This is a genomic window from Streptomyces achromogenes subsp. achromogenes (assembly GCF_000720835.1).
Taxonomy (GTDB): domain Bacteria; phylum Actinomycetota; class Actinomycetes; order Streptomycetales; family Streptomycetaceae; genus Streptomyces; species Streptomyces achromogenes.
Window position 1 is genome coordinate 124,628 of the sequence record NZ_JODT01000002.1, and the last position, 12,824, is coordinate 137,451.

General features: G+C 72.1%; 10 protein-coding genes. 5 read left to right on the top strand and 5 right to left on the bottom strand.

Annotated elements, in window-relative coordinates:
• Positions 1-84: 84 nt before the first annotated feature.
• From IH25_RS0102375 to IH25_RS0102385, 3 genes are read right to left on the bottom strand one after another with little or no spacing between them, the layout of a single operon-like run.
• Positions 85-1,290 (bottom strand): hypothetical protein, encoded by a 1,206-nt coding sequence (locus IH25_RS0102375; RefSeq protein ID WP_051753660.1) that lies wholly within the window; start codon positions 1,288-1,290, stop codon positions 85-87.
• Entirely contained in the window at positions 1,287-2,459 is a 1,173-nt protein-coding gene (locus tag IH25_RS0102380; RefSeq protein ID WP_245172663.1) for an acyl-CoA dehydrogenase family protein, read from the bottom strand. The genes IH25_RS0102375 and IH25_RS0102380 overlap by 4 nt, the downstream gene beginning before the upstream one ends.
• Positions 2,456-2,764: an acyl carrier protein gene (locus IH25_RS0102385; protein WP_030601996.1), complete on the bottom strand. Its 309-nt coding sequence runs from the start codon at positions 2,762-2,764 to the stop codon at positions 2,456-2,458. Before IH25_RS0102385 ends, IH25_RS0102380 begins: the two co-directional genes overlap by 4 nt.
• A 245-nt stretch (positions 2,765-3,009) precedes the next feature.
• Here IH25_RS0102385 and IH25_RS0102390 point away from each other — a divergent pair, with 245 nt between their 5' ends.
• Positions 3,010-4,143 carry an acyl-CoA dehydrogenase family protein gene (locus tag IH25_RS0102390; RefSeq protein WP_245172664.1) on the top strand — a complete coding sequence of 378 codons (1,134 nt, stop codon included), beginning with the start codon at positions 3,010-3,012 and terminating at the stop codon, positions 4,141-4,143.
• A 239-nt stretch (positions 4,144-4,382) separates the two neighbouring features.
• On the opposite strand, the gene IH25_RS0102395 is transcribed toward IH25_RS0102390, so the two are convergent.
• Positions 4,383-5,543, bottom strand: a complete 1,161-nt coding sequence (locus IH25_RS0102395) for a cytochrome P450 (RefSeq protein WP_030602002.1) — start codon at positions 5,541-5,543, stop codon at positions 4,383-4,385.
• Between the two features lie 393 nt (positions 5,544-5,936).
• Between IH25_RS0102395 and IH25_RS0102400 the strand changes: the two genes are divergently transcribed.
• The 4 genes from IH25_RS0102400 to IH25_RS0102415 all read left to right on the top strand — a co-directional run bounded on the left by IH25_RS0102400 (position 5,937) and on the right by IH25_RS0102415 (position 11,152).
• Positions 5,937-6,842, top strand: a complete 906-nt coding sequence (locus IH25_RS0102400) for a 5-dehydro-4-deoxyglucarate dehydratase (protein WP_030602005.1) — start codon at positions 5,937-5,939, stop codon at positions 6,840-6,842.
• Complete coding sequence (locus IH25_RS0102405; RefSeq protein WP_030602010.1) at positions 6,839-8,113, top strand: glucarate dehydratase family protein; 1,275 nt, start codon at positions 6,839-6,841, stop codon at positions 8,111-8,113. The genes IH25_RS0102400 and IH25_RS0102405 overlap by 4 nt, the downstream gene beginning before the upstream one ends.
• A gap of 112 nt (positions 8,114-8,225) precedes the next feature.
• A complete protein-coding gene (locus IH25_RS0102410; RefSeq protein ID WP_030602013.1) occupies positions 8,226-9,737 on the top strand; it encodes a sodium:solute symporter family protein in 1,512 nt (503 codons plus the stop codon).
• A gap of 92 nt (positions 9,738-9,829) precedes the next feature.
• Positions 9,830-11,152, top strand: coding sequence for an SGNH/GDSL hydrolase family protein (locus IH25_RS0102415; protein ID WP_030602016.1), 1,323 nt, complete (start codon positions 9,830-9,832; stop codon positions 11,150-11,152).
• Between the two features lie 168 nt (positions 11,153-11,320).
• Here IH25_RS0102415 and IH25_RS0102420 read toward each other — a convergent pair whose 3' ends face one another.
• Positions 11,321-12,658, bottom strand: a complete 1,338-nt coding sequence (locus tag IH25_RS0102420) for a glucuronyl esterase domain-containing protein (RefSeq protein ID WP_245172665.1) — start codon at positions 12,656-12,658, stop codon at positions 11,321-11,323.
• Between the last annotated feature and the right edge of the window lie 166 nt (positions 12,659-12,824).

A 12,824-nucleotide genomic window follows, 5' to 3' on the forward strand; every position in this document is an offset into this window, starting at 1 on the left:
TGCGTCCTTCCGGTTCGGGTGGCGCGGGGCGGCCCCGGGCGGACGGCCCGGGGCCCGGGGCGTCGTACCGGCGGGCCCCCGTGCTCAGTCGGGCAGCCGCTCCACAAGCGCGGTGCACCAGGCGGCGACGGGGCTGCTGTTCATCACCAGCACCTTGCCGCCGGCGGGCACGGAGGGAGCCAGCCTCTCCAGGTTCATCAGCACGTCCGCCGGGCCGAGATGGCCGTGGCCGGCCAGGTTGTCGCGGCAGACGTCGGCGATCTTCAGTCCCAGGGCGTCCTGCCAGAAGGCGAACGCGCCCACGGACAGGTTCTGCATGACCACGGCGGCCGGTTCGTCCTGCGCGGTGGCGCACCGCCGCAGCAGTTCGGCGTTGAGGTCCCGCAGCCGGTTGCGGCTCTCGATGGCGAGCTGGAAGGAGTACGCGTTCTCGTCCGCGCACTCCTCGGCCCACCGCTCGGGCGGCAGCTCGCGGTAGCGGATGCGGAACAGATCGGCGTAGCGGCCGTCGCTGCGCAGCTCCTGGCCGAGCAGCCGGTAACGGGCGCTCCGGCCACCGGCGGCGGGACGCGGAGCCGGGCCGGCGCCGTCGCCACCGGGGGCGTACGGGGCACTCCCGCTGGTGTACGGGCCGGTGTACGGGGCGGTCCCTCCGGTGTACGGGGCGGTCCCTCCGGTGTCACCGGCCGAGGCGTACGGCGCACTCCCGCCGGTGTCACCGGCCGAGGTGTACGGCGCGCCGCCGGCGTCGTCGTCGCCCGTGGTGAGCAGGAACGCGGCGCCGCAGTCGCCCAGGACCGTCATCGGCGGGCGGTAGCGGGCGGTGGCCGCGGCCCGTACGCCCATCGCGACGAGGATGCGCCCGGGTCCGCCCCGGCCGCGCAGCAGTGCGGCGCCGATTTCGATGGCGGCGCTGCTGGAGACACAGCCCAGGTCGCCGACGCCGAGGGTCAGGGCCCGGGTGGCGCCGATCCGGTGCTGGAGCCGGGTGGCCTCGGAGGCCATGAGGTATTCCGGGGCACGGCCCTGCACCAGCAGCAGCCCGTCCAGGTCGGCGGGGTCGGTGCCGGAGCCGGCGAGCGCGTCCAGCGCGGCGCGCTCGGCGAGGTCGACCTCGGTCAGTCCGTGGGCGACGCGCACCCGGTCGATGCCGAGGGCGAGCAGCTGCCGGTCGCGTGCCTCGGGCAGGGTGGCCCGCTCAGGCAGGTCGGTGACGGCCAGGGTGTGTTCGGGGTGCCAGAGGTGGACGCGCCCGATGCGTATCTCAGGCGTGCCGGCGTACGCGCTCACCGTGCCGCCTCGTTTCCGGCCGGGTTCCGACTGGGGGCGGTCCGGGCCCGGCGTCCGCCGAGGGCGTGCTCGGCGATCCGCAGCAGGGCCACCTCGTCGGCGCCCTCGATGATCTGCATGACCTTGGCGTCCCGGAAGAACCGCTGGGCCAGGCTGTCGGGTGCGCATCCGGCGGCGCCCTGGAGCTGCACGGCGTCCCGGCTGACGGAGGCCGCCGCGCGGGCGGCGGCGTATTTCGCGGCGAAGGCCGCCGAGGCCGCGTCCGGGGCGCGGTCGTCCCGCAGCCGGGCCGCCCGCTCGGCCAGCGCCCGTGCCGATGCGGCCGCCAGGTGCATTTCGGCGATCTTCGCCCGCACCAGCTCGTGTTCGGCGAGGGCGACACCGTTCTGACGCCGGGTCAGCACATGGCCGGCGGCCTCCTCGAGGCACGCGTCGGCCATGCCCACGCATCCCCAGGCGACCGTGAACCTGCCGTGGTCGAGTGCCGTGCCGATCACGTGGGAGAGGCCGAACCCCGGCGGCGCGACCCGGTTTTCGGCGGGCACCTCCACGTCCCGGAGCCGGATGTGCGCGATCCGGGCGCCGCGCAGCCCCAGCTGGCCGGAGACCGGCTCCCGTTCCACTCCGGGGCGGTCGGTCTCGACCAGGACGGCGGTCGGGCGGTCGCCGTCGCGGCCGAGGACCAGCAGGATGTCGGCCCACTCGCCGTAGGTCACCCAGAGCTTGCGTCCGTTGACCCGCAGCCGGCCGCCGTCGCGCTCGATGGTGGTGTCGACGGCGTTCAGGTCGCTTCCCGCGTCCGCCTCGGTGACGGCGAGGCCCGCGATCCGTTCACCGGAGGCGAGCGCGGGCAGCCAGGTGTGCCGCTGTTCCTCGGTGCCCCAGCGCAGCACGGCGGCGGCCACCATGGTCTGTACGGTGAGCAGGCTGCGCAGCGAGGTGCACACGGCGCCGAGCGCGGCGGTCAGCTCGCCGAGCTGGAGGGCGGAGCGGGCGGAGCGGGCGGAGCCGCCGTAGTCGGCGGGCAGGTCGGCGCCGAGGAGACCGGCCTTGGCCATCCGTTCGGCCATGTCCCGGGGCGGCCCTCCGGCCGTGTCCCACTCCGCCGCGGCCTGCCGGATTCCTTCGGTGAAGTCGTTCGGTTCGATGCGGGGCAGGCGCTCGGTCACCGCCCGCCCCCGCCCGGGGCCGCGGCGGCGGCCCCCGGTGAGCCACCCTGTTCACGGGCAGAACGTTTCGCCAGGACGAAATCGACGATCCTGGTCACCGACCGGAAATTGTCGAGATCGAGGTCTTCCACCTCGACCGCTATTCCATACTGCCCTTCGAGGAAAGCGACGAGTTCCAAAGCGCCCAGCGAGGTGAGATAACCCCCGGCGAAAAGATCGTCGTCCGGACCACGGACACTCTCTCGTGCGACAGTTTCCAGAAACTGCAACAGATCCCGCTCGATCACGGCTGCGGCAGACGGCATAACCGATCACCCCCGTATCTCGATCAGAGACGGCGGCACTGTAACAACCGTGATCGCGCGCCACAACGCCCCCAGTCGGTTACCGGGTTCTTTCGGCCAGGCATGACTGGTTGCCAACTCATCGGGGAATGGCGGTGTTTGATGGTGTGGTCGATGCCCATGACCGGGGGCGTGCGGCCGCTCGGCCTGCGGCGCCGTGGCCGACGGCCCCGGAACCCGGGGACCTTGGAGGAGTGGCACACAACGTGGCTCAGAACGTTCGCCGCTGGATGACCGATGACGTGCTTGCGGTCCAGGAACTCGCCCGTTCGTTCTTCACCGACGAGGCCGTGCCCCGGCGGGCCGAGTGGGAGTGCCAGGGCGGTGTGGAGAAGGACTTCTGGCGCAAGGCGGGCTCGCTGGGCCTGCTCGGCGCCTCCGTTCCCGAGCGGTACGGAGGCGGTGGCGGCACCCTCGCCCACGATCTGGTGATCTTCCAGGAGCAGGTGCGGGTGGGCGAGCATGGTTTCGGGAACTCCATGCACAGCGGGGTGGTGGCCCAGTACATCGAGCAGTACGGCACCCCGGAGCAGAAGCTCCGCTGGCTGCCCGGGATGTGTTCGGGCGACCTCGTGGGCGCGCTGGCCCTCACCGAGCCCGACGCCGGGTCCGATCTGCGCGGCATCCGGACGACGGCGGTGCGCGGGGACGACGGCTACCGGGTCGACGGCAGCAAGATGTTCATCACCAACGGCTCCAGTGCCGACCTGATCGTCACCGCGGTCCGCACCGATCCGGCGGCCGGGACCCGCGGCATGTCGCTGCTGGTGGTGGAGGCGGACCGCACCCCCGGGCTGCGGCGCGGCCGGCGGCTGGCCAAACTCGGCCAGCGCACCTCCGACACCGCGCCGTTGTACTTCCAGGACGCGCTGGTGCCGGCGGAGAACCTGCTCGGCCGGGAGGGCGCCGGATTCCTGATGCTGATGCGGCAGTTGCCGCGCGAACGGCTGATCATCGCGGCCGAGGCGGTGGCGGCGGCGCGGCGCGCGGTGGACGTGACACTGGACCGGGCCCGGGAGTCCGGGCTCTTCGCACAGCAGCACGTCCGCTTCGAGATCGCCCGCTGCGCGACACAGGCGCGCGTGGCCGAGTCCTTCCTCGACGACTGCGTGGATCTCGCGCTGGACGGGGAGCTGGACACGGCGACGGCGTCGATGGCGAAGATCTGGTGCACGGAGACGACGGGCCACATCATCGACCGCTGCCTGGACGCCCTCGGCGAAACCGCCGCGCACGATCCGGAGTTCCCGCTCGTGCGGATGCGTGACGATCTGCGGGTGCAGCGGATCTACGGAGGGACGAACGAGGTCATGCTGGAGGTGGTGGCCAGTTCCTTGTGACCGGGTGGGAGTGTCCGGTGCTCCCGTCCTCTCGACCCGGCACGGCGAACCGAGCGCCGCGTACGGCCGTCACATTGGCCGGGGTTGCCGTCACGATGGCCGGGGCTACTGCCGACCTCGGGACGGTCCGGAAGCCGGGGCTGGCCTCCGGGCCGTCATCGCCGTGGCGTTCAGTACCAATACCAGGCGCGGGCGGGCTTGTTGCTGAAGATGCGTCGCATCGATGCGGCCATGGCTGTTCACCTCCCTTCCCTGTCGTGCTCGGTTCCCCCGTGGCGTGGTGTGCGATGGAGGACGAACGGTCGCGGAACATTGCCTTCGGAGATGACCGCGCGGGTGTCGCCGCCGCTGACGGTCAGGCGGGCGTCACGGGTGAGCGCGGTCAGCGACTCGGTCAGCAGTGTCTGCGCCACCGCCGCGCCGGCGCAGATGTAGGGGCCCGCACCGAACGGCACGTAGGAGCCGTGTTCGCCCGGCTCCTCCCAGCGCTCGGGCCGGAACTCGTCGGGGGCGGTCCACCGGCCCGGCTCGTGGTGCATCAGGTACGGGCTGACGGAGAGGAGGTCGCCGGGCCGGAAGGCGACGCCACCGATTTCGACCGCGTGCGGGACGACGCGGCCGAGCAGCCAAGGGACCGGGCGGTACCGGAGTGCCTCCCGCACCACGTGGTCGGCGGGCCAGGGCCACGGCGCGGCCGACGGCTGGTGCAGGCAGCCCAGCAGCACCGACCAGGCCAGCGAGGCGCTGATGGGCACCACGATCGCCCGGTACATCATCAAGTGCAGTTCGGCCAGCGTCCGGTCGGTCACCTCGATGGGAGGGCAGGCGGCGAGCAGGGCGTCCAGCACGTCACGGGGTTCGTCGGCGGGGTGTTCCCGGCGCTGTCGCACGTCCTCGGTCAGAGCGGTGAGCAGCTTGGCCCGCAGGAACTCCGCCCGCGCTCGCCGCCAGGCGCGCGGCGCGTGGAACACCACTCCCCCGCGCATCGCCCGATCGGTCAACCCGCCTGTCCGGGCGGGGCTTTCCGGGTGCAGCAGCAGGTCGGCCAGGCATCGGTGCACCAGCGTGTCCCCTGCGGCGGGCCAGCGGCTGACCTCCGGGAGCGCGGTCACCGCCCGGGTCAGCTCGGCACGATACCGGGGCAGGGCCGCGCGCAGGAAGTTCCGTACCGCGCGGCCGACTTCGACCTGGGCGTGTCGTGTGGGCAGTAGTTCGTTGAAGAATCCCGACTTTCCCGTGTTGTATTCCGGGCTGCGCAGCAGCGTCTGCGCCAGATCCGCGTTCCTGACGCAATAGCCGCCGTGGGGAAGGCGGAACACTTCCGTCTCGCTGTGGTGGCGGAGGGTGTCGATGCACTTCAGCGGATCTCGCCGGAACCGGCGCTTTTCTCCGATTCTCATCGAGCCATCTCCTCGGCGAGTCCCTCGGCAGGGGCACCGAATCCGTCCGGCGTTGTCCCTCTTTCCGGGCAATCCCCGCCCTCGCGTGCGGAAAACTGACACAACGGCACTATCACCCATGCGAGTTAAACAACATATATATCGACAAATCGGAGTGACTCCCTTCGCCCTGCGGGAACACGGCCGCCCGGATCCCTCACACCGCCTCTCCGAAAGTTTCGTCCATCATTCGACCGGCCGCACCCCGGTCGGCCAACCAGGATCCACACCCGCCAAGCCAGACAGGCGCCGCACACACCTTGACCCCGCTCGGCGGCCGACCATACATTCCCTCCCACCATTCGTCATCATGACGGCCATTCACATATGTGACAGTCACCGGATGAGGTCAGCGTGCTGAAGGGCATTCTCTTCTTTCCCGTCACTCCGTTCAGGAAAGATGGTTCGATCGACACCGCGAAACTTTCGGACCATCTGAGAGCGGGGATCGAGTCCGGAGCCGGTGGTGTCTTCGCCGCCTGCGGGACCGGGGAGTTCCACGCGCTGGACCCGGCGGAATTCGCCTCCGTGGTGCGTACGGCGGTGCGCGTGGCGGCCGGCCGGGTGCCCGTGTTCGCGGGCGCCGGCGGGCCGTTGCCCCTCGCCCGGCAGTACGTGCGGGCCGCCGAGGAGGCCGGTGCGGACGGGCTGCTGCTGATGCCGCCGTATCTGGTCGCGGGACCACCCGCCGGGCTGGTCGCCTATGTGCGCGAGGTCGTCGCCGCCGGTTCCCTGCCCGTGATCGTCTACCAGCGCGGAACCGCCCGGTTCGACGTCCCGGCGGCCGTGGAAGTCGCGCGCCTGCCACGGGTGGTGGGCCTGAAGGACGGCACCGGCGACCTGGACCTGCTGGCCCGGATCGTGACCGCGGTCCGGACGGACCCGGCCACCGGCGGACGGGACTTCCAGTTCTTCAACGGGATGCCCACCGCCGAGGGGTCCCAGCTCGCCTACCGCGGCATCGGCGTGGACCTGTATTCCTCGGCGGCGTTCTGCTTCGCCCCCGAGACGGCTCTCGCCTTCCACCGCGCCGTCACCACCGGCGACGACGACCTGGTCCAGCGGCTGCTGGCCGGCTTCTTCCACCCGCTCGTCGCACTGCGCGAACGCGTCCCCGGCTATGCGGTGTCCCTGGTCAAGGCGGCCGTCCGGCTGCGCGGTCTCGACGTGGGAGGCGTACGTCCACCGCTGACCGATCCGACGCCCGGGGATCTCGCCGAACTGGAGGAGATCATCGCGAGGGGTGCGGCGATCCGATGAGCGAGGAACTGCGGATCAGCCGCGTCGACATCACACCGGTGGCGTTCAAGGACCCCGCCCTGCTCAACGCCGTCGGTGTCCACGAACCCTACGCGCTGCGCGCCGTGGTCGAGGTGACGACAAATCAGGGCATCACCGGCCTGGGCGAGACGTATGCCGACGAGGGCCACCTGCGTCGGCTGCGCTCGGCGGCCGACGCCATCACCGGCATGGACGTCCACGCCCTCGGTCCGATGCACCGCCGTATCGCCGATGTCATCGGCGACGACCGAGGCGGTGACGGCCACGGCCTGACCGGCATGATCACCACCAGCAGCACGGTCGACCGGGTCTTCTCCCCGTTCGAGGTGGGCTGCCTGGACATCCAGGGCCGAGCCGCCGGCCGTCCCGTCAGCGATCTGCTCGGCGGTGCCGTCCGTACCGAAGTCCCGTTCAGCGCCTACCTGTTCTACAAGTGGGCGGCGCATCCCGGACACGAGCCCGACGAGTGGGGACCCGCCCTGGACCCGGACGGCATCGTGGCGCAGGCCCGGCGCATGATGGCGCGGTTCAGCTTCACGGCGATCAAGCTCAAGGGCGGGGTGATGCCGCCCGAGCAGGAGGTGGAGGCGGTTCTCGCGCTCCGCCGGGCGTTCCCCGGCGTCCCGCTGCGGCTGGACCCCAACGCCGCCTGGACCGTGGAGACTTCACTGAAGGTGGCCCGTCGGCTGGAAGGCGTCCTGGAGTACCTGGAGGACCCGACCCCCGGTCAGGAGGGCATGGCCCGGGTCGCCCGCCAGGCCCCGATGCCACTGGCCACCAACATGTGCGTGGTCGCCTTCGACGAACTGCCCTCCGCGGTGCGCGACGACGCCGTCGGGGTCGTCCTGTCCGACCACCACTACTGGGGCGGGCTGCACCGTTCCAAGCTGCTCGCCGGGATCTGCGCCACCTTCGGCATGGGGCTATCCATGCACTCCAACTCCCACCTCGGCATCAGTCTGGCCGCGATGACACATCTGGCCGCCGCCACCGAGAACCTCACGTACGCCTGCGACACGCACTGGCCGTGGAAGGACCCGGCGGAGGACGTGATCGTCCCGGGCGTGCTCGGCTTCCGCGCCGGCGCGGTCGCCGTCCCCCGCTCTCCCGGCCTCGGCGTGGAACTGGACCGTGACGCGCTGGCCCGGCTGCACGAGCAGTACCTGCGCTGCGGTCTGCGCAACCGGGACGACACCGGGTACATGCGCCGACTGGACCCGTCGTACGAGAAGAAGTCACCGCGCTGGTGACCCCCGGCGGACCCCGGCCCGCCGCGCCCGGTCCGCCCCGACGTCCGTACGCCTGCCCGCCGTTCCCGACGTCCGTACGCCTGCCCGCCGTTCACGACAAGAAGGTCCCCCCATGCACTGGCTCGACTGGGCCGCCGTAGGCGCCTACTTCCTGGTGATGCTCCTGATCGGCCTGTGGTCGCACCGGCGGGTCGACGACGTGTCCGACTACTTCACCGGCGGCGGCCGGATGCCCTGGTGGCTGACCGGCATCTCGCACCACATGTCCGGCTACAGCGCCGCCGTCTTCGTCGCGTACGCCGCGGTCGCCTACGACTACGGCATCACCGTCTACGTCTGGGCCTTCCTGCCCCTCGCCCTGGGCACCGGTGTCGGCGCCTGGCTCTTCGCCCCCCGGTGGAACCGGCTGCGCGAGCGCTACCAGGTCGCCTCCCCGCTGGAGTACCTGGTACGCCGCTACAACCTGCCCACCCAACAGGCGCTGGCCTGGAGCGGCGCCCTGCTCAAGGTCTTCGACGTGGCCGCCAAGTGGGCGTCTGTGGCGGTGCTGTTGAAGGTCTTCACCGGTATGTCGATGAGCCACGGAATCCTGCTGACCGGCGTCGTCACCCTGCTGTACTGCACGGTCGGCGGGCTGTGGGCGGACGCGCTCACCGAGTTCGGGCAGTTCGTCATCCAGGGCGTGGCCGCGCTGTCGATGATGTGGGTCGTCCTCGACCGGCTCGGTGGCGTCTCCGGCCTGGGCACGCTGTGGCACCGGCTGCCGGCCGGGCACACCGACCCCCTCGTCGGGCCGTACACGGCCGGCTTCCTGACCGCGTACGTCGTGGTGAAGCTCTTCGAGTACAACGGCGGCATGTGGAACCTGGCCCAGCGGTACATGGCCACCGACTCCCCGCGCTCCGCCCGCCGTTCGGCCGGGCTGTCGGCGGCCCTGTACCTGGTGTGGCCGGCCGTCCTGCTGCTGCCGGCGGTCGCCGCGCCGGTGCTCATGCCGCACATCGCCGACCCGCAGCAGACCTACGCCCTGATGGCACAGTCGTACCTGCCCGCGGGCCTGGTGGGACTGACCCTGGCGGGCATGTTCTCGCACACCATGGCCATGGCCTCCTCGGACGCCAACGCCATCTCGGCGGTGGTCACCCGGGACATCCTGCCCGCCGTCCTGCCCGGTTTCCGCGAGGTGAGCACCGCGCGGGGCCTGCGGGCGGCGCGGGTGGTCACGGTCGTCTTCATCACCGTCTCCATGGTCGTGGCCATCGAGGCCGACCATTTCGGCGGAGTCCTCGGCATCATCGTCGGCATGGTCGCGGCCGTCATGGGTCCGATCTCCATTCCGATGCTGCTCGGGCTGCTGCCCGCCTTCCGCCGCTGCGGGCCCCGGGCGGCCCTCACGTCCTGGGCGCTCGGTCTCGGCGGCTACTTCTTCGTCAAGTACGGCCTGGACGGCGCCTCCCAGACCACGGTGGTCGTCACCCCGCTGGTCACCTCGCTCGTCGTCTACGCGGGCCTGGGCCTGTTCCTGCCCGAACCGGACGCGGAGGCGGACGCCGTGGTGGCGGCGGTCTCCGGCCCGGAGCCCGGATCCGGCACGGCCGCTCACCCCGTGGCGGAACGGGTCTGACATCCCGTGGCGGAACGGGCCTTGCCCCCGTGCCGGAACGGGCCTGACACCCACCAGCCCCAGCAACCAGACCAGTCGGAGGAACCCTTCTCATGAAGCGAACAGCGTCCTTCGTGGCCGCCGCCGCGGCGATCGCCGCCACGGTGGGCCTCTCCCCCCACTCCTCATCCGGTGCGGACGGCCCGCGAAGCGGCGCGGCCGCTCCCGCCCGGCCCGCCGGTCCGACGACCGGCGGCGGGCAGTGGACGGACACGTGGGCGTCCATGCCCCAGCTGACCGAGCCGGGCAACATGCCCCCGGCGCCGTTCACCCAGAGCGACCGCGTGTTCGACAACGCCACGCTGCGGCAGACCGTGCACGTCGGGGTGGGCGGCAAGCGCATACGGCTGCGCCTGTCCAACGCCTTCGGCGGGGCCGACCTGCCCGTCACCGCCGTCTCCGTGGCCCGCCCGGCCGACGGCAAGGCGGGCGTCGGCGCGATCGTGCCGGGCAGCTCCCGGCGGGTGACGTTCGGCGGGCAGCCGGGCTTCGACGTCCCGCAGGGCGCACAGGCGGTCAGCGATCCGCTGGACTTCGACGTGGCGCCCGGCAGCAACCTCACCGTGACGCTGTACCTCGCGCACGGGCAGGCCTCCACCGCCATCACCTCGCACCCGGGGTCCCGCACGACGTCCTACCTGCTCGCCGGGGACCACCTGGACGACGCGGACCTGGCCGGTGCCACGACCGTCGACCACTGGTACTTCCTGAGCGGGCTGGAGGTGTGGTCGCGGCGGACCGCCTCCGCCACCGTCGTCCTCGGCGACTCGCTCAGCGACGGCCGCGGCTCCACGACCAACGGCAACGACCGCTGGCCGGACCGGCTGCGGTCACGGCTGGCGGCCCGCCCCGGCACGGCGGACATCGCCGTCGTCAACGAGGCCGCGGGCGGCAACCGCGTGCTGCGGGACGGGCTGGGGCCCAACGCCCTGGCCCGGCTGGACCGGGACGTCCTCGCCCGGAGCGGCGTCGACCGGCTCATCGTCTTCGAGGGCGTCAACGACATCGGCACCGCAGGCACCTCCCCGGCGGACGCGCAGCGGATCGCGGCCGAACTCATCGGTGCCTACCGGCAGATCGTCACCCGCGCCCACGCCCAGGGCATCCAGGTCTACGGCGCCACGCTCACCCCCTTCGGCGGCAACGGCTACGACGATCCGAACGGTGCCCACGAGTCGGCCCGGCAGCAGGTCAACCAATGGATCCGCACCGGCGGCGGATTCGACGCCGTCATCGACTTCGACCGCGCGGCCCGCGACCCGGAGTCCCCCGGCCGACTGCGGCCGGCCTACGACACCGGTGACCACCTCCACCTCAACCCGGCCGGGTACCAGGCCCTGGCCGACGCCGTCCCGGTGGCCCTGTTCCACCGGTGAGCGACACCTGACGACGCGCGCCACGACCACGGACGGCCGGTCCCCCGGGGACGGAGGGGACCGGCCGTCGCCTCGGCGGAACGCCCACGCCCGCAAGGGTCTGCCGCAGGCGCGGGCGGCCGGTGCGGTGGAGCCGGAGCCGGTGGTGGCGCCGGCGTGTTCCAGACGTCACCCGGCACCGGCGCCGGTCGCGGACCCCCTCCCGCCCGCACCGTCGCCGGTCCCGGCCCCCGCCCCGCCCGCACCGGTCAGCACGGGCGTCTGCCAGTCGCGCCACCGCGCGAGGTCGCCCGCCTTGCCCGAGGCGGTCCGGAAGACGCCCGAGCCGCTGCCGGAACCCAGCAGGAACCTCGACAGGTTCTGCTGGAGCGGGGTCTTCCACTCGGGCCGGACGGCGCAGTGCGTGCCGTCCCGGACGTCCGACCAGTAGGTGATGTCGCCGCCCGCGCCCAGCGCCTTGTAGATCTCGGCTCCCCCGAGGGCGGCCACGCTGCCGGACCGGGCGCCGAGCCAGTCGACGTACGGGTTCTCCATGATGAACAGGCCGCGCGGAGCGACCATGCCGACGATCTCGTGGGTGTCCACCGGCAGGGCGTTCGGGTTGCCGGTGTAGGGGCCGAAGGCGTCACCGAGCCAGGGCTGCTCCGCGTAGGCGCTGCTCAGCGGCTGGGCGCCGCTCTCCCCGGGGATGCTCCGGTAGGCGGGGACGCCGCCGGTACCCGACTCGACCGGCATGGTGAGGGCGATCCGCTGGTCGAACGCGCCCGCCTCGAAGGCGCCCTTGCCGAACCGCGAGCAGCCGGTGACTCCGGTCGCGCCCGCCTTCAGGATCGTGCCGCCGGACTGTTCGATGACGTCGATGATCCGGCTCACGCCCCAGGACCAGGCCATCAGCAGGCCGGTGGTGCTGGACGAGCCGTAGAGGCTGTAGAAGGCGCCCTGTTTGCCGCCGCGGGACGTGCCCTCCTTGCCGACGGTGTACGGGTCGTAAGTGATGACCGCGACGCCGGAGGCCTTGATGGTGCGGGTGTCGGCGCCGAGCCCGCCGTAGACGATGACGACGGGGAAGGGGCCGGAACCGCCGGGCAGCTCGACGCGCGCGGAGAAGCCGGCGCTCCGGCCCTGGTCACCGACGTTCACCGTGATCGTGGTCGCCGAGACGGTGCCGCTCACACGGGCGGGCTTCGGGGGCTTGCGGCCGTAGACGGTCCGCTCCGCCAGCTCTCTGATCTCGGCGCGGCGGCACCGCCAGTCGGACGCGGTGGTGACGCGGGTGCCGTCCAGCTTGAGGAACGGGTCCGGGAGCAGCGCCCGGGAGGGGGTCTGTCCGGTGGCGGGCACGGGGCAGTCGGCGCCGTCGTCCTCGACGCCGTAACCGGCCGGTGCGGCGGTGACGGTGGCGGGGCGGGCCTCGTGCGGGGTCGTGCCGACCAGGGCCACGGCCCCGGCCAGGGCTGTGGTCACCAGCAGTCCGGCGCGGTGGCGGCGCGATCGGTCCGGGCGCATGGGGCCTCCAAGGACCAAGGAGGGCGGGCGGATTGCTATGGGAGCGCTCCCAGGCTAGGAACGGCTCACGGCGACCACAATGAGCGGGACGGAGATTTTCCGGCCAATGTGGCGGATAGGCGAAACTTTCGCCTGGCGGGGGCCGATACGAAAACCGGATACGACG

Coding starts and splice junctions, on each gene's coding strand:
- IH25_RS0102415 (WP_030602016.1), top strand. CDS start 9,830: ATGAAGCGAACAGCGTCCTTCGTGGCCGCCGCCGCGGCGATCGCCGCC.
- IH25_RS0102410 (WP_030602013.1), top strand. CDS start 8,226: ATGCACTGGCTCGACTGGGCCGCCGTAGGCGCCTACTTCCTGGTGATG.
- IH25_RS0102395 (WP_030602002.1), bottom strand. CDS start 5,543: ATGAGAATCGGAGAAAAGCGCCGGTTCCGGCGAGATCCGCTGAAGTGC.
- IH25_RS0102385 (WP_030601996.1), bottom strand. CDS start 2,764: ATGCCGTCTGCCGCAGCCGTGATCGAGCGGGATCTGTTGCAGTTTCTG.
- IH25_RS0102420 (WP_245172665.1), bottom strand. CDS start 12,658: ATGCGCCCGGACCGATCGCGCCGCCACCGCGCCGGACTGCTGGTGACC.
- IH25_RS0102405 (WP_030602010.1), top strand. CDS start 6,839: ATGAGCGAGGAACTGCGGATCAGCCGCGTCGACATCACACCGGTGGCG.